This is a genomic window from Pseudomonas sp. p50(2008), assembly GCF_015351605.1.
GTDB lineage: Bacteria > Pseudomonadota > Gammaproteobacteria > Pseudomonadales > Pseudomonadaceae > Aquipseudomonas.
The window spans coordinates 505,775-526,998 of sequence record NZ_JACMYF010000003.1 but is presented as its reverse complement, the minus strand read 5'-3'; the positions used below and the strand labels follow the sequence as shown (position 1 = coordinate 526,998).

General features: G+C 58.2%; 20 protein-coding genes. 8 read left to right on the top strand and 12 right to left on the bottom strand.

The window, feature by feature from the left end:
- Window positions 1-13 precede the first annotated feature (13 nt).
- The 10 genes from H7698_RS10890 to H7698_RS10845 all read right to left on the bottom strand — a co-directional run bounded on the left by H7698_RS10890 (window position 14) and on the right by H7698_RS10845 (window position 7,354).
- Window positions 14-847 carry a transporter substrate-binding domain-containing protein gene (locus H7698_RS10890; RefSeq protein ID WP_194691389.1) on the bottom strand — a complete coding sequence of 278 codons (834 nt, stop codon included), beginning with the start codon at window positions 845-847 and terminating at the stop codon, window positions 14-16.
- A 44-nt stretch (window positions 848-891) separates the two neighbouring features.
- On the bottom strand, window positions 892-1,620 hold the full coding sequence (locus H7698_RS10885) for an amino acid ABC transporter ATP-binding protein (RefSeq protein ID WP_162439296.1): 729 nt from the start codon (window positions 1,618-1,620) through the stop codon (window positions 892-894).
- 69 nt (window positions 1,621-1,689) lie between these two features.
- Window positions 1,690-2,664 (bottom strand): amino acid ABC transporter permease, encoded by a 975-nt coding sequence (locus H7698_RS10880; RefSeq protein WP_194691388.1) that lies wholly within the window; start codon window positions 2,662-2,664, stop codon window positions 1,690-1,692.
- Between the two features lie 153 nt (window positions 2,665-2,817).
- The gene (locus H7698_RS10875; RefSeq protein WP_194691387.1) at window positions 2,818-4,068 is read right to left on the bottom strand and encodes a 2-aminoadipate transaminase; all 1,251 of its coding nucleotides are present in this window, start codon (window positions 4,066-4,068) and stop codon (window positions 2,818-2,820) included.
- A 215-nt stretch (window positions 4,069-4,283) separates the two neighbouring features.
- Entirely contained in the window at window positions 4,284-4,622 is a 339-nt protein-coding gene (locus H7698_RS10870; RefSeq protein ID WP_194691386.1) for a HopJ type III effector protein, read from the bottom strand.
- Entirely contained in the window at window positions 4,615-4,911 is a 297-nt protein-coding gene (locus H7698_RS10865) for a DUF1244 domain-containing protein (RefSeq protein ID WP_194691385.1), read from the bottom strand. The genes H7698_RS10870 and H7698_RS10865 overlap by 8 nt, the downstream gene beginning before the upstream one ends.
- Before the next feature lie 68 nt (window positions 4,912-4,979).
- Window positions 4,980-5,351, bottom strand: a complete 372-nt coding sequence (gene folX, locus H7698_RS10860) for a dihydroneopterin triphosphate 2'-epimerase (RefSeq protein ID WP_162439286.1) — start codon at window positions 5,349-5,351, stop codon at window positions 4,980-4,982.
- 2 nt (window positions 5,352-5,353) lie between these two features.
- Complete coding sequence (folE, locus tag H7698_RS10855) at window positions 5,354-5,929, bottom strand: GTP cyclohydrolase I FolE (protein ID WP_162439287.1); 576 nt, start codon at window positions 5,927-5,929, stop codon at window positions 5,354-5,356.
- Window positions 5,930-5,949: 20 nt separating this feature from the next.
- Window positions 5,950-6,660 carry a dihydromonapterin reductase gene (gene folM / locus H7698_RS10850; RefSeq protein WP_194691384.1) on the bottom strand — a complete coding sequence of 237 codons (711 nt, stop codon included), beginning with the start codon at window positions 6,658-6,660 and terminating at the stop codon, window positions 5,950-5,952.
- A 124-nt stretch (window positions 6,661-6,784) separates the two neighbouring features.
- Window positions 6,785-7,354 carry an antibiotic biosynthesis monooxygenase gene (locus H7698_RS10845; protein WP_194691383.1) on the bottom strand — a complete coding sequence of 190 codons (570 nt, stop codon included), beginning with the start codon at window positions 7,352-7,354 and terminating at the stop codon, window positions 6,785-6,787.
- Window positions 7,355-7,564: 210 nt separating this feature from the next.
- Between H7698_RS10845 and H7698_RS10840 the strand changes: the two genes are divergently transcribed.
- On the top strand, window positions 7,565-8,524 hold the full coding sequence (locus H7698_RS10840) for a MerR family transcriptional regulator (RefSeq protein ID WP_194691382.1): 960 nt from the start codon (window positions 7,565-7,567) through the stop codon (window positions 8,522-8,524).
- A gap of 15 nt (window positions 8,525-8,539) precedes the next feature.
- On the opposite strand, the gene H7698_RS10835 is transcribed toward H7698_RS10840, so the two are convergent.
- On the bottom strand, window positions 8,540-9,145 hold the full coding sequence (locus tag H7698_RS10835) for a hypothetical protein (RefSeq protein WP_194691381.1): 606 nt from the start codon (window positions 9,143-9,145) through the stop codon (window positions 8,540-8,542).
- A 54-nt stretch (window positions 9,146-9,199) separates the two neighbouring features.
- Window positions 9,200-9,676 (bottom strand): PAS domain-containing protein, encoded by a 477-nt coding sequence (locus H7698_RS10830; protein ID WP_194691380.1) that lies wholly within the window; start codon window positions 9,674-9,676, stop codon window positions 9,200-9,202.
- Between the two features lie 101 nt (window positions 9,677-9,777).
- Between H7698_RS10830 and H7698_RS10825 the strand changes: the two genes are divergently transcribed.
- The 7 genes from H7698_RS10825 (at window position 9,778) to H7698_RS10795 (ending at window position 21,219) form a co-directional block, all read left to right on the top strand.
- On the top strand, window positions 9,778-10,233 hold the full coding sequence (locus tag H7698_RS10825) for a flavodoxin (RefSeq protein ID WP_194691379.1): 456 nt from the start codon (window positions 9,778-9,780) through the stop codon (window positions 10,231-10,233).
- 102 nt (window positions 10,234-10,335) lie between these two features.
- Window positions 10,336-11,118, top strand: coding sequence for a class II aldolase/adducin family protein (locus H7698_RS10820; RefSeq protein WP_194691378.1), 783 nt, complete (start codon window positions 10,336-10,338; stop codon window positions 11,116-11,118).
- Window positions 11,118-12,020 carry an alpha/beta fold hydrolase gene (locus H7698_RS10815; RefSeq protein ID WP_194691377.1) on the top strand — a complete coding sequence of 301 codons (903 nt, stop codon included), beginning with the start codon at window positions 11,118-11,120 and terminating at the stop codon, window positions 12,018-12,020. The genes H7698_RS10820 and H7698_RS10815 overlap by 1 nt, the downstream gene beginning before the upstream one ends.
- 1,209 nt (window positions 12,021-13,229) lie before the next feature.
- Window positions 13,230-14,141 (top strand): SDR family oxidoreductase, encoded by a 912-nt coding sequence (locus H7698_RS10810; protein ID WP_194691376.1) that lies wholly within the window; start codon window positions 13,230-13,232, stop codon window positions 14,139-14,141.
- 1,200 nt (window positions 14,142-15,341) lie between these two features.
- Window positions 15,342-17,135: a DUF1302 domain-containing protein gene (locus H7698_RS10805; protein WP_194691375.1), complete on the top strand. Its 1,794-nt coding sequence runs from the start codon at window positions 15,342-15,344 to the stop codon at window positions 17,133-17,135.
- A gap of 22 nt (window positions 17,136-17,157) precedes the next feature.
- A complete protein-coding gene (locus H7698_RS10800; protein ID WP_194691374.1) occupies window positions 17,158-18,525 on the top strand; it encodes a DUF1329 domain-containing protein in 1,368 nt (455 codons plus the stop codon).
- Between the two features lie 141 nt (window positions 18,526-18,666).
- Window positions 18,667-21,219, top strand: a complete 2,553-nt coding sequence (locus H7698_RS10795) for a LuxR C-terminal-related transcriptional regulator (RefSeq protein ID WP_194691373.1) — start codon at window positions 18,667-18,669, stop codon at window positions 21,217-21,219.
- Window positions 21,220-21,224: the final 5 nt, after the last annotated feature.

Below are 21,224 nucleotides of genomic sequence, written 5' to 3'. Positions count from 1 at the left end.
GGGGGCAAAGTGTTTACTTGACGGTCGAGTAATCCACGCCATACCACTTGTTCGACAGCTTGGTCAGCGTGCCGTCCTTGTGCATTTCGCCGATGATTTCACCGAGCTTGGCCTTCAACTCCGGGTCACCCTTGTCGGTGGCAACGGCCAGTGGCTCGTAGAACGCGACATCGTTGTCGACGGCGCGCAGCGGGTAGCCCTTCTTGACGGCGGCGTCCAGCGTGCTGCGTTGCGTGAGAATGGCGTCCAGTCGAGCGCCGTCGCCCAGGCGCAGATCGTCCAGCGGTCCGACGGAACCGGCGTAGGTCTTCATTTTTTCTGTTTTCACGTCGTAGACAACAGGCGGCACATCCGTGGTTTCAATGGCCAGCGCCTGGCTGAAATAGTCCTCGGACGTGGTGCCACCTTCGACGCCGATGGTTTTGCCATTGAGCGCCTTGTGGTCAGTGACCTTGGATTTGTCATGCACCGCAAAGACGTAAGGCACGTAGTAATAGGTGCCCGGGAAATCAAGAATGCGCGCGCGACTTTTGGTTGCGGTCATCGAACCCACGGACATGTCCCAGCGACCGTTCCACTTGCCGGCGGTGATCACGTCCCAGTCGGGCGTGATGAACTTGACCTCGACCCCGAGACGCTTGGCGATCTCCTTGGAAACGTCGATGTCAAAACCGTCGATTTCATTTTTGTCGTTGATAAAGCCCTGAGGAGGCCAGGTCGCCGACGTGGCGACGGTCATGGTTTTACTGCTCTGAATCTTGTCCAGCACTGCGCCAGCGTTGGCGGCACCAACGAACAACAGCGACAGTGCGGCGGTGAGGGTGATTACGCGTTTACTTCTGACCATGTCCATCTCCATGTCTCGTTATTGTTATGAGGGCAAAGCGGTCTTCAGTGGCCGATGATTTGCGACAGGAATTTCTGCGCGCGTTCGGTCTGTGGGTTATTGAAAAATTCGGCGGGGGTCGCTTGTTCGATGACCTGACCCTGGTCCATGAACAGCACGCGATCGGCGACCTTGCTGGCGAAACCCATTTCGTGGGTCACGCAAATCATGGTCATGCCATCGGTAGCCAGTTCGCCCATCACGTCCAGCACTTCGTGGACCATTTCCGGGTCGAGGGCAGAGGTCGGTTCATCAAACAGCATCACTTTGGGATTCATGCACAGGGCGCGGGCAATCGCCACCCGCTGTTGCTGGCCCCCGGACAACTGCGACGGGTATTTGTCGGCGTGTTCGGCGATCCGTACGCGCTCCAGGTAGACCTGGGCGCGTTTTTTCGCTTCCGCGCTCGACACGCCTTGCACCAGTTGTGGCGCCAGGGTCAGGTTGTCCATCACGCTCAAATGCGGGAACAGGTTGAAGCTCTGGAACACCATTCCGATTTCACTGCGCACGGCGCTGACGCTTTCTGCCTCGCTGGTGAGGGTGATGCCGTTGACCTGAATGTGGCCTTTCTGGAAATTCTCCAGATGGTTGATGCAGCGGATCATCGTCGACTTGCCCGAACCCGACGGCCCGCACACCACCAGGATTTCGCCGGTGGCCACGGTCAGGTCGACATCGCGCAACGCGTGGAAATTGCCGTACCACTTGTTCAGGCCAGAGATGGAAATCATCGCAGGGCTGGCTAACGCAGGGGACGCCAGGTCGAGTCGCTCAGCGGTATTGGTTCGAGTCATCACACATCAACCCCTTGCCGTGGATCGATTGACCCGTTTTTCGATTCGCGCCTGCACCCGTTCGAGGATGAACGACAGCGCCCAGTAGATCATCGCGGCAGTGATCAACATTTCCAGGTGGCGGAAGTCCGCACGGCCCTGTGTCTTGGCCAGGTACATCAACTCCCAGACGCCGATCACCGACACCAGGGAACTGTCCTTGAGCATGGCGATGAACTGGTTGCCGGTGGGCGGGATGATCACGCGCAAGGCCTGGGGCATGATCACCCTGCTCAAGGTTTTGAACGGGCTGATGTTCAGGGCCCGGGACGCTTCCCACTGGCCGACCGGAATGCTCTGGATGCCCGCACGGAAAATCTCCGTCATATAGGCGCCGTAGCACAGCGACAGGGCGAGGATGCCGGCGGGCACCGCGTCGACGACGTAGCCCAGTTGCGGCAGGCCGAGGTAGATCAGGTAAATCTGGATCAGCAGCGGCACACCGCGAAAGAACGAGGTGTAGAACGAGGCGAGGGCATTGGCGAGGCCGTTGCTCGACAGCTTGGCGACCGCGCCGATCAGCGCCAGGACGAAAGCAATCACAATCGCGACGGCTGAGATGTACAGCGTGGTGGCGGCACCCTGGATGATCAGGAAACCGATCTTGTCGAGAATGAAGCTGTAGGAGAGGTCGAAGGTATCGAAGAACGCCAGGAACAGGATCAGCAGTTCGATCCAGACGACGGTGGTCTGGACCTTGAACTTCAAGCGTCCGAGGACGTGGAAGTTCAGCGTGCCGAGTACGGCAATGGCCAGGCCGATGGCGATGTTGCGAGCGGTCAGGCTGTCCGGGGTATCGCCCAACAGGGGCTGGAGAAAGTGGCTGAGGGCGCTGTTACCGAGATTCATCAGGTAGGCGCCCAGGAAAAGCACTACGGCTACGCCGAGCAGGAACTGTGGATCATTGGACTTTTTCTTATAAATTATATTGTCGTGATACATGACTGCCTCAGCTGATAGGTGGTGATGATCTCGCTTGATAGATGGGGGCGTTGGCTAATCCGATTGGTCGGTCGCCTCCGAGTATTGCGATGCATTTTCAGGGACTGCAAGCGAACATAATTCGCTACGTCAGTCCCTGAGCTCATTTTGCTATCAGCGCAGTTTCGCCAGGCACCGCTCGAGGATGTCCAGGCCTTCCTCGAGCACGGCGGCTTCTGTGGTCAGCGGCGCCAGCAAACGAATGATGTGGCGCGACTTGCCGCTTGGCATCAGCAGCAGGCCGGCGTCCCGGGCCATGACCAGTAGCTGAGTCAACTGGGCCGATGCCGGTGAGCCATCGGCATTGATCAGTTCGATTCCCCGCATCGCACCGACCCCGGTCAAGCGACCCAGGTAGGGGGAAAGCGTGTTGGCGCGCCAGGATTCGTAGCGGCTGACGATGGCTTCTTCCTGTTGCGAGCCCCAGGCCTGCAGGTTCGCATCGCTCATCTCGTCCAGGGTCGCCAGCGCGGCGGCGCAGGCGATCGGATTACCGGAATAGGTCCCGCCCAGTCCGCCCTTGGGCAATGTGTCGAGCAACGTCTTGCGCCCGACCACCGCACCCAGTGGTAGGCCGCCGGCGATACTTTTGGCGAGCAGGATCAGGTCCGGCTCGATACCCAGGCGCGAAAACGCGAAGCGCTGTCCGGTACGACCAAACCCGGACTGGATTTCATCGGCGATCAACACAATGCCTTTTTCATCACAGAAACGTCTCAGCGCCTGGGCAAACTCCACGTCCATCGCCAAAAATCCCGCTTCACCCTGCACCGGCTCGACGATAAAGCACGCCACATCCTCGACATCGATTTCGACGCTGAACAGACGGTCCATGGCTTTCAGGGCCTCGGCGCAGGTCACGCCGTTGTCCTTGCTCGGGAAGGGCAGGTGATACACCGGGCCAGGCAGCACGCCGACTTTCTGTTTGTAGGGTGCGACTTTGCCGTTGAGGTTGAGGGTGGCCAGGGTGCGGCCGTGGAAGGCGCCGTCGAAGGCGATCACCGCGGTACGACCGGTGGCGCCGCGCACGATCTTGAGGGCGTTTTCCGCGGCTTCCGCGCCGCTGTTGGTGAGCATGCCGCTGACCGGATAGCCCACGGGCATAAACGCCGTCAGACGCTCCATCAATTCAATGTAGGGCGAATGAGGGGCGGCATTGAACGCATAGTGAGTCAGCCGGGTGGCCTGTTCGCGAATGGCGTCGACGATGCGCGGGTGGCAATGGCCGAGGTTAAGCACGCCAATGCCGCCGACAAAGTCGATGTAACGCTTACCCTGGGTATCCCAGACCTCGGCATTTTTGCCGTGGCTGAGGGTGACGGGATGGACGATGTTGATCGACTGGCTGACGGATTCGCTGCTCATGGATGACCGACTCTGAAGAAGGGATGCTTCTTTTTATCTAAGCCGTGAGCAGCGGTACCCGGCAAACGAAATAAAGTTGCCGGGTCAATCTTAAAAGTCGGGATGTGTCGACAAACAAACTGTAGGAACAACGCTTGTGTGGGAACAAAGCTTGCTCGCGATTGCGATCTCGAGGACGCCATCGCGAGCAAACTTTGCTCCCACAGAAAAAGGCTTTAACGGCGGGTCAGTGGCTGCGCGGTGAACTTCACACCGGCCAATCCATGCGCCATCAACGCCCGAATATTCCCGTGATCGCTGCCTTCAGGCGTCGCAACCACCGAACGGTAATGCTCGCCGAACGCCAACAGGGCTTCTTCATCGCTCAAGCCTTCCAGCAGCGCCAGGCCCAGGGTCTTGCACGATCCTTCGTTCTGCCCGGCAGCGTTCTCCACGTCACCGTTGTTGAACGCCTGGGGCTGATAGTCGTAACCGGCGGATATGAAGGACAGGGTGTCGGCAAAAACGTGTTCGCCGCTGTTGAGGCTGGCGCGCAGGGTGTTCAGATCACTCATGGGGTTTTCCTTTGGCAAACGCCGCTTGTTGTTCGGCGCTGGCTTCTTGCTGGTATTGGGCTTTCCACTCGGCGTACGGCATGCCGTAGACGACTTCACGGGCGTCATCGAGGCTGACATCGATCTGGCGTTCGTCCGCTGCAGCCTTGTACCACTTGGACAGGCAATTACGGCAGAAACCGGAGAGGTTCATCAGGTCGATGTTCTGCACATCCTTGCGGCTATCAAGGTGGGCGACCAGCCGGCGGAAGGCGGCGGCTTCAAGTTCGAGGCGTTGTTGCTCGGTCATGATGGGCTCTGGGCTACTGATTCGTGCGCGGAATGATAAAAGTCTGGCGAACAATGCGCCAGACGCGGTCAGCGACTTGCCGCCAGCGTAATCGACACTGACTCGGCGAAACGCAAGGCGTGGGGCTTGTCGACTTCGACCTCGGCGTACAGCACCGACTCGTTGACCATGATCAGATCGAGAATTTCCTGGGTCAGGCGTTCGAGCAGGGCAAAGCGGTTGCCCTCCACGTGAGCGATGATCGCTTTGGTGATGGTGCGGTAGTTCAGCGCGTGATCGATATCGTTGTCGCGCACCGCTTCCTGGGCCGCGTACAGGATGGTCAGATTGATCAGTACGTCTTGCTTGTTGAGGATCTCGTCCTCGTTGATTCCGATGAAGGTGCGCAAACACAGGTCCTTGACCCGGATGCGTGCCATTCCTGGCTGAAGTTGTGGCATTGCTACTTGCTCCGTCCAATCAATTGCAGGAATTCCTGGCGGGTATTGCTCGAGTCGCGGAAGGCGCCAAGCATCACCGAGGTGTTCATGGTTGAATTCTGTTTCTCGACGCCGCGCATCATCATGCACATGTGCTTCGCTTCAATGACCACGGCAACGCCGGCGGCGTTGGTCACCTGTTGCACTGCGTCGGCGATTTGCCGGGTCAGGTTTTCCTGGATCTGCAGGCGACGGGCGAACATGTCCACCAGCCGCGCGATTTTCGACAGGCCCAGCACCTTGCCTGTAGGAATATAAGCCACATGGGCCTTGCCGATGAAGGGCAACAGGTGATGCTCGCACAACGAATACAGCTCGATATCGGCAACGATGATCATCTCATCGGTGTCCGAGGCGAACAGCGCGCCGTTGACGATCTCTTCGACACTTTGCTCGTAACCATGACAGAGGTACTGCATGGCCTTGGCGGCGCGTAGGGGTGTATCTCGCAGGCCTTCGCGTTCGGGGTTTTCGCCAAGACCGATGAGGATCTCGCGATAGCTCTCGGACAGGCAGTTCCGGGGCAGGGATAACGTCATGGTAGATCCTCGCGGGGCACTTACTTGAGGTGCCTTCCGCCATTGACGGTCAGGGTCGTGCCGGTGACATAAGGGTTGTCGAGCAGATAGCGCAGGCTTTGGTAGATCACGTCGCTGCCGGGTTCGATGCCCAGCGCGGACTTTGCCAGCGCCTTGGCGCGGTACGCCGCGTCGTCGTCAGGGTTGAACAGTAGCAGGGCCGGCGCGATACCGTTGACCTTGATTGCCGGCGCGTATTTTGCGGCGAAGGACAGCGTCAGGCTGTCGAGCCCGGCTTTGCTGGCGCAATAGCCAATATGCTTGCTGCTGCCCTTGCGGGTCACGTCATCGCTGATGTGCACGATGTCGGCGGGGCTTGAACGCTGGAGCAATTCAACACAATGCAGGTTGATCAGGTATGGCGCCAGCATGTGAACGTTAAACATCCGGCTGAACGCCACTGCGTCGGTGTCCGGGGTTTCGGCGAGCCATTCGGAGGCGTTGTGAATAATTGCCCGCAGGCAGTCGGTATGGGTTTTCAGTTCGGCGATGAACGCGAGGATGCCGGCTTCGCTGGAGAAATCCGCGAACACGGCCGTCGCGCCCAAGTCGCGCAAGGCCTGTACGCCTGGGCGTTCACTGCGGAAAGTGAAGATTACCGCGTGGCCGTCTTCGAGCAAGCGCCGGGCACAGTGCAGGCCAACACGCTGACCTGCGCCGGTAATGAGAATAGGAGCTTCGGAAGAGGTCATGAACGGCTCGCATCGCGGTGAGAGCAAAACTATACCAGCGACGAGGCAAGTCCACCCCTGTCCCGTAGGCGCAAAGCTTGCTCGCGATAGCCGTTCTGCTTCAGGGGGCCTGTTGCCGAAAGGCTCAATGATTTTGCGTTGAGGTTTTCACGGACAAAGGTCGCGCCGGTGTGTTGTTCAGCCAGCCGGCCAGTAAACGGGTCGACAACGGAATAAAGAAGTAAACCATCAACGGCGTCAGGCACAGCGTGCTGATGAACACTCGCGGCAACAGGCTCATCTCGCCGAGCAACGGTCCCACTGCAAAGTTGAACAGCAACGACACCGGGAAGAACGCCAGCCAGATCGCCACCGCCTGTTTCCAGCGAGGCGGACGGGCGCCGACGGCACCAAACCAGCCTTCGATACCACTGACTCGATGCTCCTTAGGATGGGCGAACAAGTCGCTGCCGCGCTCAAGCCAGGCGGTGCGCGAGGCGGAGTGCTCCCATGCGTGCATGGTCTGCTCGTTTTCGAAGCGGAAGATGATCTGGAATTCGTTATCGCCGGGCGGCGGAGCAAGCACGCCTGAACCGAGATAACCCTGGAAGTCGGTGGCCAGCTGTTCGCCTTCGCGTAGCCAGGCCATCAGGTCCTGATAGCGGCCATCGGCGACGCGACGCGCAACCATCAGCGTAACGGGTGAGGTAGACATCATGTATCTCCGTAAGACAAATGCGTCACTCCGGGTAGGAGTTTCGCCAGACTCAGCACCGGGGTATTGGGCTGCGCCTTGAAACAAGCAAGGATTGTTCCTGATTCTGGATATTTCGCCAGTGTCTTTCATCGCTCATCAATGGCTTGGAAAGTCAGGGGCATGGAGGAGTAGACTACGTTCGATATCGAACATGGAAGTGAACGCCAAATGCCTGCACACACTGACATTGCACCCGATGCGTTGCACGCGCGCTCATTGGAACAGGAAGAGTTGTTCCCTATTCGCGAAGTCGCACGACTGACCGGCATCAACCCGGTCACTCTACGCGCCTGGGAGCGTCGCTATGGCCTGATTCAACCAACGCGCACCGAAAGCGGGCATCGGCTGTACTCGATGTCCGATATCGAAAAGGTTCGCAGCATCCTCGGCTGGATCGAACGCGGCGTTGCGGTCAGCAAGGTCGGCAAGATCCTGGCCAGGACCGAACCCCTTCAGGTGCTCGCGAAAATCATTCCGGATGAACTGGTACAGGCCGATTACATTCAGTGGCAACAGCAAGTCCAGGTCGCGGTGAGTGCGTTTGACGAAGTGAAGCTCGAGCAGGTTTATGGGCAGATCTTCTCCAGTTACCCGCTTACGGTGGTCTTCCAGGACATCCTGATCCCGCTCTGGAAGCAACTGTTAAGGCGCCATGAGGCATTCGGTCAGACCAGCGAGTGGCTTTTTCTGGATGGTTTTCTTCGTTCCCGAGTGTTGCAACGGCTGCTGCTGGTGCGGGTGCTGCAACCGCGTCGGGTCATTGTCTGTGCCTTGGATGAGCAGGTCCGCGAACTCGATGTGCTGATCACGGCGCTGTATCTCAGCCATGTCGACTCGGCGATGCAGTTGCTGTCGATCGGTCAACCATTCGATGAACTGACGCTTGTCTGCGAAAGGGTAAAACCCCAGGCGCTGATCCTGGTGTCCAATCACGCCCCCGCTGCTGATTTGCCCCGTCGTCTGAACCGTCTGGTCCTGAGCCTGGATTGTCAGTTGTTGCTGGCCGGTGATGCATCGGACCTGGCGCAGGAAAGCCTGGCCGGGTCGTCGGTCGGGTGTCTGGGTAATGAGGGGGCCGTGATGCGCCAGCGCTTGAAGCAGTTTCTGGCGGGTAATCTGGATACCTGATCGAACGATGCAGGGTCAGAGATGCAGGGCGGGGTGAGTCAGTCGATGCTGTTGAAGGATGAACTGGCGCAGGCGCTCGGTTTCGTCTTTGTCGCTCTGGCTCAACTGATAAGCGAAGAAGCCATTCTCTGTTTCTCGCTCGAACGTGCCGCGCAACGCGATTCGTTCATAGCCTGAGGGGCTGAACCACAGCGCAAAATGTTTTGGCGGTTTGGTCTTGTTGCGCACTTCCAGCAAAATTCCTTTGAACGACACCTCATGCACCCACATCGTGCCGGGCTGGCCGTTGGCATTTTCCAAGGCTACAGGCTCCTCCAGGGCCAGGCGCCATGGCCGGACCATGGGGCCGTCTTCATAGATGCTGGGTACACCCAGGCGCAAATGCAGCGCGTGAAATTCGTCTTCCACCAGGTGCAGCGGAAAGGTCATTTGCTGATTTTCGAAGTTGGCCTGGATGGTGACTTGCTCATTCGCGGCAAGGCGCGTGAGCAAATCACGGATTTGCGAACCACCATTAACGAGCAGGCTCGACGTCGCATCCCGCATATTGAGCTGCGGGTTATGTTGCATGGTCTGGATGAAATCCAGCTCATCCTGGGTAAGGAGCGCGTCGCGGTGCATGATCCACTCGAAGGATATAGTTACAAAGTCACTGGTGATTGTAGTTAATGACAATTAATCCGCGATTTTGTTTTGCCCATTCGTCGCATTTATTGCAGCAAGCTGCGCCTGGACCTCGGCGAGCTGCGCTTCCAGCTGCGCTACACGCTGTTGTGCCTTGACCTGGACGCTCACATCTTTCTGTACACCCACGAAATAGGTCATCCCGTCGCTTGGATTTTTTACTGTAGAAAGCGACAGTTCATTCCAGAATGGTGTGCCGTCCTTGCGATAATTGCGCAGGATTTCCCGGCAGGACCCGCCGCTTTTCAATGTCTGGCGAATGATTTCAATGGCTTGCTGGTCACGGTCTCCAGACTGCAGAAAGCGGCAATCCTGATAAAGGATTTCTTCGCTGGTGTACCCGGTCAGCCGTTCGAAGGCCGGGTTCACGTAAATCAGGATGTTGTCCTGCTCACCTTCCTTCTCGGCAATGACGATACCGTCGTTGGAGGCGTTGATGACCAGTTGAAGCAGCTGTGCGTTGATCATTGAAGAATCCCTTCCTTTTTGATGACTAGCCGCATTCTAAAAGAACATTGCCAAGGCTGCTGTTAACATCCCGTTTTTTTATTCAGTACAGGATCAGATTGATGAAAGTCGCCATCCTTTCCGGCTCGGTGTACGGCACGGCTGAAGAAGTCGCCCGCCACGCTGCAGGTATTTTGAAAGCCGCGGGCCATGACGCCTGGTACAACCCTCGCGCCAGCCTGGCCGATATCCAGGCCTTTGGCCCCGACGCTTTTCTGGCGGTGACGTCGACCACCGGCATGGGCGAGCTGCCCGATAATCTTCAGCCCTTGTACTTCGCCATCCGCGACCAGTTGCCGGCAGCCTGGCGTGGTTTACCGGGGGCGGTGATCGGCCTGGGAGACGCGAGTTACGGCGATACGTTCTGCGGCGGTGGCGAGATGATGCGCGAACTGTTCGGCGAATTGGGCATTCGCGAAGTGCTGCCGATGCTGCGTCTGGATGCCAGCGAAAGTGTGACCCCCGAAACCGACGCCGAGCCTTGGCTGGGGGAACTGGTCGACGCATTGCGTAACTGACTCGTACGGCCATCAAGCTGGCTGCCAATGCAACTACGCGAACCTCGGGGGCTGACTAGACTGCTGACACGTGCAAAACAATAAGAACAGGAGTTCCTTGTCGTGAGCGTAGCCCCCGTCCAGTCCCCCCCTAACGTCAAAGAACAGGTCAGCGCTGCCGAGTGGCAGACTCGCGTCGATCTGGCTGCCTGTTATCGGTTGATCGCCCAGCATGGCTGGGATGATCTGATCTTCACGCACATTTCGGCCAAGGTGCCCGGCACTGAAGACTTCCTGATAAACCCGTATGGGCTGATGTTCCACGAGATCACTGCATCGAGTCTGGTCAAGGTCGATCAGGCCGGGAACAAGCTGATGGACAGCCCCTACGAGATAAACCCGGCGGGGTACACCATCCACAGCGCCGTGCATGAAGTTCGTCACGATGTTGTCTGTGTCTTGCACACCCACACGGCCGCCGGTGTCGCGGTGTCGGCGCAGAAGCAAGGCATTTTGCCGATCAGCCAACAGTCGTTGTTTGTCCTGTCCAGCTTGGCCTATCACGCCTACGAAGGTGTTGCGCTCAACCATGAAGAGAAAGCGCGGCTGCAGTCCGATCTGGGTGAAAACAACTTCATGATGCTGCACAACCACGGGCTGATGACGTGCGGCAGCAGTATCGCTGACACCTTCCTGATGATGTTCATCTTCCAGCGCGCCTGCGACATCCAGGTGCTGGCGCAAAATGGTGGTGCCGAACTCATCGCCATCCAGCCGCAGATTCTGGCGGGGGCCAAGGCAATGATTGCAGGCGTCACCAAAAGTGCTCAAGGGATGGGTGGCGCACTGGCTTGGCCAGCGTTGCTACGCAAACTCGATCAACAAGACCCGGGTTATAAACTCTAATGCCACTCGCCGAGATTCCCCTGTGTGTCTGGCGCAAACGCGGCCAGACGTTTGATTTCCGTGGCCAATCCATTCGTTACTGGACGGCGGGGCAGGGTGAGCCGTTATTGCTCATCCATGGCTTTCCGACTGCCAGCTGGGACTGGCATTACCTGTGGCAGCCGTTGGCGCAGCGTTATCGGGTGATTGCGTGCGACATGCTCGGTTTCGGCGATTCGGCAAAACCGGCGAACCACGAATACAGCCTGTTGGAGCAGGCCGATTTGCAGCAGGCACTGCTGGCGCACTTGAGCGTCAAGCAACCGGTGCACCTGCTGGCTCACGATTATGGCGACAGCGTTGCTCAGGAATTGTTGGCCCGGCACTACGAAACGGGCATTGATCTGGCCAGCTGCGTGTTCCTCAATGGCGGCCTGTTTCCCGAAACCCATCGGCCGATACTCATGCAGAAGCTGTTGCTCAGCCCCTTGGGCTGGATGATCGGTCGCGCCTTTTCCCGGGATAGTCTGGTGAAGAGTTTTCGGCAGATCTTCGGTCCACAACGTCGACCCAGCGAAAGCGAGATGGATGATTTCTGGAGCCTGATCGACACTCATCGCGGGCCACGGATCATGCACAAATTGATCAGCTACATTCCTGAACGACGTGCGCAGCGAGATCGCTGGGTCACTGCGATGCAGCGCAATGAAGTGCCGGTGCGGGTGATCGACGGTGAAGCCGACCCGATTTCCGGCGGGCACATGGTCGAGCGCTATCGGGAGCTGATTCCAGACCCTGACACGGTGCTGTTGTCCGGTATCGGTCATTACCCGCAGATCGAGGCGCCTGCGCAGGTGCTCAAGCATTACCTGGATTTTCGCGACAACCTGGTTTCACCGACGCGCAAAGTGGCGTGTTCCTGAAAAGATCGCGGCCTTGATTCACTCTGTAGTTTTCCTGATGTACCCGGATCAAACTGTGGGGGTGAGCCTGCTCGCGATGGCGGCTTGATCGGCGGTGAGATTCTTGCTGGAGTACATATCCATTCCTGCGGTCACGGCTTCTATGGGTTTCGCCCTTACGGCGAGTCACTTTGAAAAGCGCAAAGTAACCAAACGCTCTTGCCCCTTTCGTCCGGTGCCTCGCCTGGGCTCGGCATTCCCTCGCTCCGGTCCTGCTCCGTTGGCCCGCCGCGATCGGCCATCCATGGCCGTGCGCGGCTAACCCGGCATCCATGCCGGGTTGCCCACTGCGCAGAACCTGCGTTCGGCCTTCCGAGGGGGCAAGAAGATCAAAAGCAGATCAAAAACAAAGCGAGGCGGCCTGACAGCCGACCTGACTCTCAATGTCTGCGCGCTCCTCTGTGGGAGCCGAGCTTGCTCGCGATGGCGGCCTCAAAGCCGATCGATATCTTCCTGATGCACCCGAATCAAACTGTAGGAGCTGGCCTGCCGGCGATGGCGGCCTGATCGGCGGTGAGATTCTTGCTGGAGTACATATCCATTCCTGCGGTCACGGCTTCTATGGGTTTCGCCCTTACGGCGAGTCACTTTGAAAAGCGCAAAGTAACCAAACGCTCTTGCCCCTTTCGTCCGGTGCCTCGCTCCGGTCCTGCTCCGTGGGCCCGCCGCGATCGGCCATCCATGGCCGTGCGCGGCTAACCCGGCATCCATGCCGGGTTGCCCACTGCGCAGAACCTGCGCTCGGCCTTCCCATGGGGCAAGAAAATCAAGATCAACAGCAGATCAAAAGCCAATGCGAGGCGGCCTGACAGCCGTCCTGACTTTGCGGGCGTGCCCCGCTCAACGTTATCCCTGCAGGAGGGGTGCCACGTCTTCGACGCCACGCTGTCGCGCAAGGAACTGGGTGTTCGCCGCATTGGATGTCTAAAGATGAGTAAAAAGCTCATTTTTAAAATCAATGGTTTAACGTTTGTTCCATAAGAGCTGTCGAGTGCAACGAGGCTGCGATTCTTTCAAATCCCCCCGGTCCCATTTCCAATCCACAATCCCGACCGCATCATCCCCCTGCCTTATCGCGCACCATTCAGCCTCACCTGTGTTCATTGTGACCAGCAACGCCGTGCCTGACACTCGGACTCATCGTCCTTTGTTCTGCTGGAGTTAAACCCTATGAGTGAGTCTGTTCGCTTCGAAGATAAAGTCGTGATCATCACGGGTGCCGGCGGCGGTCTCGGCCGGGCTCATGCTCTGCTGTTTGCCAAACAGGGCGCGCGGGTGCTGGTCAACGACCTCGGTGGCTCGGCTCAAGGCGAAGGCGCCAACGCTTCAGCGGCAGACCGGGTAGTGGCGGAGATTCGCGAGGCCGGCGGCACTGCCGAGGCCAACCACGACTCAGTGACCGATGGCGACAAAATCGTGCAACACGCTTTGGATGCCTTCGGCCGTGTCGACGTCGTGGTCAACAATGCCGGGATCCTGCGCGACAAGACCTTCCACAAAATGGAAGACGCCGATTGGGACCTGGTCTACCGCGTCCACGTCGAAGGCGCCTACAAAGTCACCCGCGCCGCCTGGCCGCACCTGCGCGAACAGAACTATGGCCGGGTGATCTTCACGGCGTCGACCTCGGGCATCTACGGCAACTTCGGCCAGTCCAACTACGGCATGGCCAAGCTCGGCCTCTACGGCCTGACCCGCACACTGGCCATTGAAGGGCGCAAGAACAACATCCTGGTCAACGCCATCGCCCCGACTGGCGGCACACGCATGACCGAAGGCCTCATCCCGCCCCAAGTGTTCGAACAACTCAAACCGGAACTCGTCAGCCCGCTGGTGGTGTACCTCGCCAGCGAGAATTGTCAGGAAACCTCGGGACTGTTTGAGGTCGGCGGCGGCTGGATGGGCAAAGTGCGCTGGGAACGCAGCCTGGGGGCAGGGTTTGACCCGCGGGTTGGATTCTCCCCCGAAGATGTGGCGGCGCATTGGCAGCAGATTTGCGATTTCGAAGGGGCGGCGCATCCGAAGGACAATATTGAAGCGTTGAAAGAGATGATGGGGAATTTGCAGAAGTATTCGATGTGATGAGAGCGGCAGGGGCAGAATTAAAGTTCTGTCCCTGCTGATATTGGTTATTCGGTTTCAGCATCAGATACTTCATCAATGATTTGTTGGCGAAGTAATTCAGCTTTTGCATCTAAGTATGCTCTTTCTGTGGCGACGCTGCTGCGTGGCGACGTTCGCCGCTTTTTTTGCCTGCTCTTCAGCTATTTCCAGTTGCTCATCCAAGGCTGCAAACCTCGCTAAAAGACGATTGTGGATTTCGCATTCCTCGTCTTTAGGCCTCGTCTCGGCGAGCGCATAGACATCAAAAAAAGCTGATTCTGATTGCTCTGATGGATTTCACATTTTTGTACCCGTCAATGCGCACTTGGTGGATGGATGACTCCAGGTCAATACAAGCGTTGGTTTGCGCCCGACAAGGGTAATGCGTCAGCGAAAAGGTTGGGTCTGAGAAGGGTGTAGGTTTTTACTTGAAGATTTGACAGCGCTTCCTATTAATGTGGATTTGTATCAATTTGTCTGCAACGCAGATAGATAAATCCTGCGTTCTTGAAGTATATGAATGTAGGACGGCACTCTTGTCCGAAGCGCCATTTGACACTGCGCTACAAAAACAGCGCCCATAAAAAAGGCCGCTGCAAACGCAGCGGCCAAAGTAAGACGTTGGATCAAGGAGCTACAAATCAACGTCTGTGTACACGGGGCGAAGAACCGGAAAACGCGATTCATCTGAAATCGGTAGATATCGGCGTGGACTGAACACACGCATCGTTACTGGCATCCAGGCTGTTTCCCTGAGAGCCCGGTAAGAATAAAGCCTTGTCTGCAAAGGAAAAATAGCGAATCCGGACATGCAGTGTTGCAGCCTGAGCAACAGTCCCCAGTCACCCACGATCCTGTAGCAGCTGCCGCAGGCTGCGTCCGGCTGCGCAGCAGTCGCGAAACCAATCACCGCGTTGTATCAGGAAAAAACTGCCTGCTGGAATTGCGACCGCTGCGCAGTCGGACGCAGCCTTCGGCAGCTGCTACGGGTCGGAGTTTGTACACGCCATGCGATTCGTTGATAACGCACAATCCAGCCCATTCATAACCCGCGCAAAACCTGATTCCACAACGCCAGTCATCCTTTAGAGCTACACCGCGAATACCTCCTTCGTGCGCTTATCGCTCCCAGTCTGCAGCAGTAGGGTGTGGCCTTCTGTCACTCACCGGGGAAGACGCATGACAAAAACAACAATGCGCGCCATCTTCACGCCGCAGGCGCTGGCCGCTGCGGTGGCCTTGGGCTGCTGTGCCCAGGCGCAGGCTGTTTCGTTCAATATCGGGGAAATCGAAGGGACGTTCGATTCTTCACTGTCGGTGGGTGCGAGCTGGGGCATGCGTGATGCCGACAAGTCACTGGTGGGCACTGTAAACGGCGGGACGGGCCAGGCTTCTACCGGGGATGATGGGCGGTTGAACTTCAAGAAAGGCGAAACCTTCTCGAAGATCTTCAAAGGGATACACGACCTCGAACTCAAGTATGGCGACACCGGCATGTTCGTTCGAGGCAAATACTGGTACGACTTCGAGCTGAAAGACGAGGACCGTCCCTTCAAGCCGATCAGCGATCACAATCGCAAAGAGGGCTCCAAGTCTTCGGGCGCTCAGATTCTCGATGCCTTCGTTTATCACAACTACTCTCTTGCCGATCTGCCGGGCACGGTGCGTGCCGGTAAGCAGGTGGTGAGCTGGGGCGAAAGCACCTTCATCGGCAACTCGATCAACAGTATCAATCCGGTCGACGTCTCCGCGTTCCGGCGCCCGGGGGCCGAGATCAAGGAAGGCCTGATTCCGGTCAACATGCTGTTCGCATCCCAGGGGCTGACGGACAAGTTGACCGTAGAAGGGTTCTATCAGCTGGAGTGGGATCAGACCGTTCTCGACAACTGCGGGACGTTCTTCGGCGGTGACGTGGCCGCGGACGGCTGTACCAAGGGCTATACGGTCGCGAGCCCGGCCATCGCGCCTTTGCAGCCGATCGCCGCAGCCTTTGGTCAGGGCTTCGAAGTCACCAGGGAAGGCGTGGTGGTGCCCCGTGGCGGCGATCGCGATGCCCGCGATTCCGGGCAGTGGGGTACGGCGCTGCGCTGGCTGGGTGACGACACCGAGTACGGCTTGTACTTCATGAATTACCACAGTCGCTCCCCGAATGTGGGGACCACGACCGCTGGCCTGGGGACGCTCGCCAGCCTTCCGGGGATCGTCGCCACCGCTAACCGTCTGGCACCCGGCACCGGCGCGGCGCTGGCCCAGAGCGTGATGCTCGGTCGCGGCCAGTATTACCTCGAATACCCCGAGGACATCCGTTTGTACGGCGCGAGTTTTTCCACCACCTTGCCGACCGGTACGGCGTGGACCGGCGAAATCAGCTATCGCCCCAATGCGCCAGTGCAAATCAACAGCACCGACCTGACCCTGGCCATGCTCAACCCGATTGCGGGTGGCGCCGCTTCTCCGATTGCTTCCGCACCCGGTGCCGACAACAAGGGCTACCGTCGCAAGGAAGTGACGCAGATCCAGAGCACCCTGACGCACTTCATCGATCAGGTGGCGGGTGCAGACCGTCTGACCCTGGTGGGCGAGGCGGCCGTGGTTCGGGTCGGTGGACTGGAGGCGCGCTCCAAGCTGCGTTATGGCCGCGACTCGGTGTATGGCCAGTATGGTTTCGGCGGGGACACCGATGGTTTCGTGACCTCGACATCCTGGGGTTATCGCGCTCGCGCCATCCTCGATTACAACAACGTGATCGCCGGCATCAACTTCAAACCCAATCTGTCGTGGTCCCACGACGTCTCCGGTTATGGCCCCAACGGGCTGTTCAACGAAGGCGCGAAGGCCGTCAGCGTCGGCGTCGATGCGGACTACCGCAACACCTATACCGCGAGCCTCAGTTACACCGATTTCTTCGGTGGTGACTACAACACGCTGGAAGATCGCGACTTCCTGGCGTTGAGCTTTGGCATGAACTTCTGATCTGGCTGACAAGGATAATTTTATGCGCACGATGATTCTGCAATGCGGCGTCCTGGCCCTGAGCCTGCTGGCTGCCAACGTGATGGCTGCGGTGTCGCCGGAAGAAGCGAACAAGCTCGGCACCAGCCTGACGCCGCTGGGAGGCGAAAAAGCCGGGAATGCCGACGGCTCCATCCCTGCGTGGACGGGGGGGCTGGCAAAAAATGCCGGTGCCGTGGACAGCAAAGGTTTCCTGGCCGACCCGTTCGCCAACGAAAAACCGCTATTCACAATTACTGCGGCGACGGTCGACAAGTACAAGGACAAGCTGTCCGACGGCCAGATCGCGATGTTCAAGCGCTATCCGCAGACTTACAAAATCCCGGTCTACCCCACGCACCGCACCGTTGCCGTGCCAGCGGAAATCAACGAGTCGGCCAAGCGTAGCGCCCTCAATGTGACGCCGATCAACGACGGTAACGGATTGGCCAACTTCACCGGCAATCGCTATTACGCTTTTCCGATACCCAAGAATGGCGTCGAGGTCATCTGGAACCACGTCACCCGTTACCACGGCGGTAACCTGCGTCGCACCATCACCCAGGCAACGCCGCAGTCCAATGGTGACTTCACGGTTATCCGGTTCAAGGACGAAGTCGCCGTGCCTTCGTTGCTGGGGGACCTGAAGCCGGGCAGCGATGAAAACGTGCTCAGTTATTTCAAACAGGAAGTCACCGCGCCCGCGCGACTGGCGGGCAACGTGTTGCTGGTTCACGAAACCCTCGATCAGGTGAAGGAACCGCGCAAGGCCTGGATTTACAACGCCGGACAGCGGCGTGTGCGACGGGCGCCGCAAGTGGCCTATGACGGTGTGGGCACGTCGTCCGACGGCCTGCGGACCACCGACAACTTCGACATGTTTTCCGGTGCTCCGGACCGTTATGACTGGAAGCTGATCGGCAAGAAAGAAATGTACATCCCGTACAACAGCTACAAACTCGATTCGCCTGACCTCAAGTACACCGACGTAATCAAGGCCGGTCATATCAATCAGGACCTGACCCGCTACGAGCTGCACCGGGTCTGGGAAGTCGTCGCCACGGTCAAGCCCAACGAGCGGCATGTGTACGCCAAACGGCACATGTACATCGATGAGGACAGCTGGCAAGTGGCCCTGGCTGACCACTACGACGGACGTGGCCAGCTATGGCGGGTCGCCGAAGGGCATGCGCAGTTCTACTACGATTACCAGGTTCCGGCGTACACGGTCGAGGCTTTGTATGACCTGATCGCCGGTCGCTACATCGCACTGGGAATGAAGAACGAGGAAAAGCGCAGCTTTGAATTCAACATCGACGCAAAAGCAGGGGACTACACCCCGGCAGCCCTGCGGAGTACAGGCGTGAGGTAAACGTCCTACAGGCTCTTACACAAAAAGGTGACCTCGCGGTCACCTTTTTTATGGCGGTTGATCAGTGCGCTGAATACTTCTTCAACAAGGCCTCGCGAGAAGACTAGGGTGGCGCCACAACGATAAAAAAGGCGCACCACAATGACTGCCATGACGCCATGTCTGGACCGTCCTGGACACTTGCCCCGATTAGCCTCCCATCACCTGTCTCGCACGCGGTTGATCGAGCCTTTGCTGGTGTCGACGGCCCGGGTGAAATTGTGCTGTGCGCCTGCCGGTAGCGGCAAGAGTGCCTTGTTGGTCGAGTGCCTCTTACGGGCGCCCGAAGGAACTCAAGTCTGTTGGCTGGCGTTGGCGGGAGAGGCGTTGAGTGCGGCCGATTTTCGACAGCGGCTGGCAGAAGTGTTGGGGCTTGCCTCGCCGGATAAGTCAGGTTTTCTATCGTCCCTGACTCGGTTGCAGACGCCCGTCTGGGTGTTTCTTGATGACTATTGCCGCATTCGCTCTGCGGAACTTGACGAATGCCTCGATCAAATACTGGCCGTCAGCAGCCCTATGGTCACCTGGTGGGTCAGTGGTCGCCGCCGTCCGCAGATCAACTGGCCCCGATTGTTGCTCAATGACGAACTCTACGATTGCGAGCCCGCCACGCTCGCATTCAGTCAGTCTGAAGTCGAACAGTTGCTGCATTTTCTGGAGCCGGAAAAAGCCGTAAAAGCCGCCAGCAGGGTATTTCAGCTAAGCGGCGGCTGGTGTGCCGGTGTCAGGATCGCCCTGCTGCAAAAATGCGATTGGACTCGTAATGTCGCGCTGGGACGAGCGGACACCCTGCATGATTATCTGGAGCACGAACTGTTCGGCAGTCTGGCACCCGAACTGAAGGAAACCTGGACGGTGCTGGCGCATCTGCCGCGATTCAACAGCCGATTGTGCGAGCATCTGTTTGGCGCGGGCGAAGGCATTCAACTTTTGCAAACGCTGCAGGAGTTGGGTTGTTTTATCGAGCCCTGGCAAGACTCCACAGACTGGCTGCAGATATTCGCGCCACTGACGCGATTGATGCGCGAAGAGCCATGGCCCGAAGGGCGTTCCTGGCATCGTCGCGCCTGTCAGTGGTTCGCGGGCGAACGTGATTGGAAAGCCGCGTTTGAGCAGGCATTGCTGGCTGAAGAATTCGAGGTCGCGGTGAGCCTGCTGCAGCATTTTAATTTCGCGCATTTGTTCGAGGCTCAGACGGTGACGCTTCTGTTGCAACTCCACGAGCAACAGAGCGAGACATTGATGTTCGGGTCGCCCCAACTCATCGGTTTGATCACTGCTGCCTTGTTGTTTGCCGGACGATTCGAACAGGCAGGTGAATCCATCACGCAGTTGTCACGTTTCACGCCTCAGCCTTCGGAATTTCTTCAGCGGCAACTGATAGCACGCTGGCAGGCGCAACAAGGTTGGTTGCTGCATTTGCAGGGGCGCATGGACGCTTCCCGTACGCACTTGCTGGACGCGTTGGATGAACTGGATCCGGAGCTCTGGACTGCACGGCTCATGTGCTTGTCCGGGTTAACCCAACAGGCCCTGCTGAGGGGTGAACTCGACGTTGCGCAGGCACTTAACCGAGAGGCGTTATGCCTCGCTCGAGCGCAAGGTTCATTGGTGTATGAGGCGTTGCTGGAGCTCGACCACGCACAGTTGCTTGAACAGCGGGGGGCGTTGGGCAGAGCAGAACACCTGCTCGCCACTGTGCACGATCTGCTCTGTGCACAAAAACCGCTTGCCGAGCCCTTGCTGGGACGGATTGCCCTGCATCGCGGGCGCTTGAGTCTGTGTCAGGACCAGGAAGTACAAGCGGCCATGTACTTCGAGGCAGGCCTGCAGATTTGCCTGCGAAGCCAGGACAAGCGAGCGCTGTATGGCTTTCTCGGCTTGGCCAAACTGGCGGCCAACCGACAGGATTACGCCCAGGCATTTGTCCAGCTGCGTGATGCGGAACGTCTGATGCAACAACGGCGGATTCCAGACACGGTCTACCGCGGGGTCCTGCTGCAGTTGAGCTGCCATTTCTGGCTGCAGCAGGGCCGGCCGGAGCTGGCTCACGAAGCGTTGATCCGAGTGTTGCGTCACTATCACGGTCCCCACGCACGCCAGGCTCCTCCGGCGACGCTGGAATTGATTCCCGGTCTGGAATACCTGCGGGTCCTTGCAGAGGTTTATCTGGGCGTGGCGCAATCGCCGCTGGCGCAGCTTGAGACGTTGTCGCAGTGGGCTGGACAACGGGGGATGGTCGGGCTGCAAGCGCAACTGCTGCTGGCTCTGGCTGAGGTTGCGTGGCTGACTGGCAACGCGCAAGTCGCCCGGCAAGCGATGCAGGACGGATTAGCAATCGTCGAGCGTTGTAACTTTCAACAAGCTTTGCGCGATTTGAAACTGCGCCAGCCACGGCTGCCTGAGGCCATCGATATTTCGGAGTCGGGCAACGTTCAGGACACGATGGCCTCACCCCGGACCTGCTTGAGTCATCGTGAAATAGAGGTGCTCACCTTAGTCGCTCAAGGCAACTCAAACCAACAAATTGCCGACTTGCTTTTCATTTCACTGCACACGGTGAAAACCCATGCGCGACGAATCAATGGCAAGTTAGGCGTGGAGCGTAGAACCCAAGCGGTGGCCAGAGCGAAAGTTTTAGGAATTGTTGTTTGAAGTGT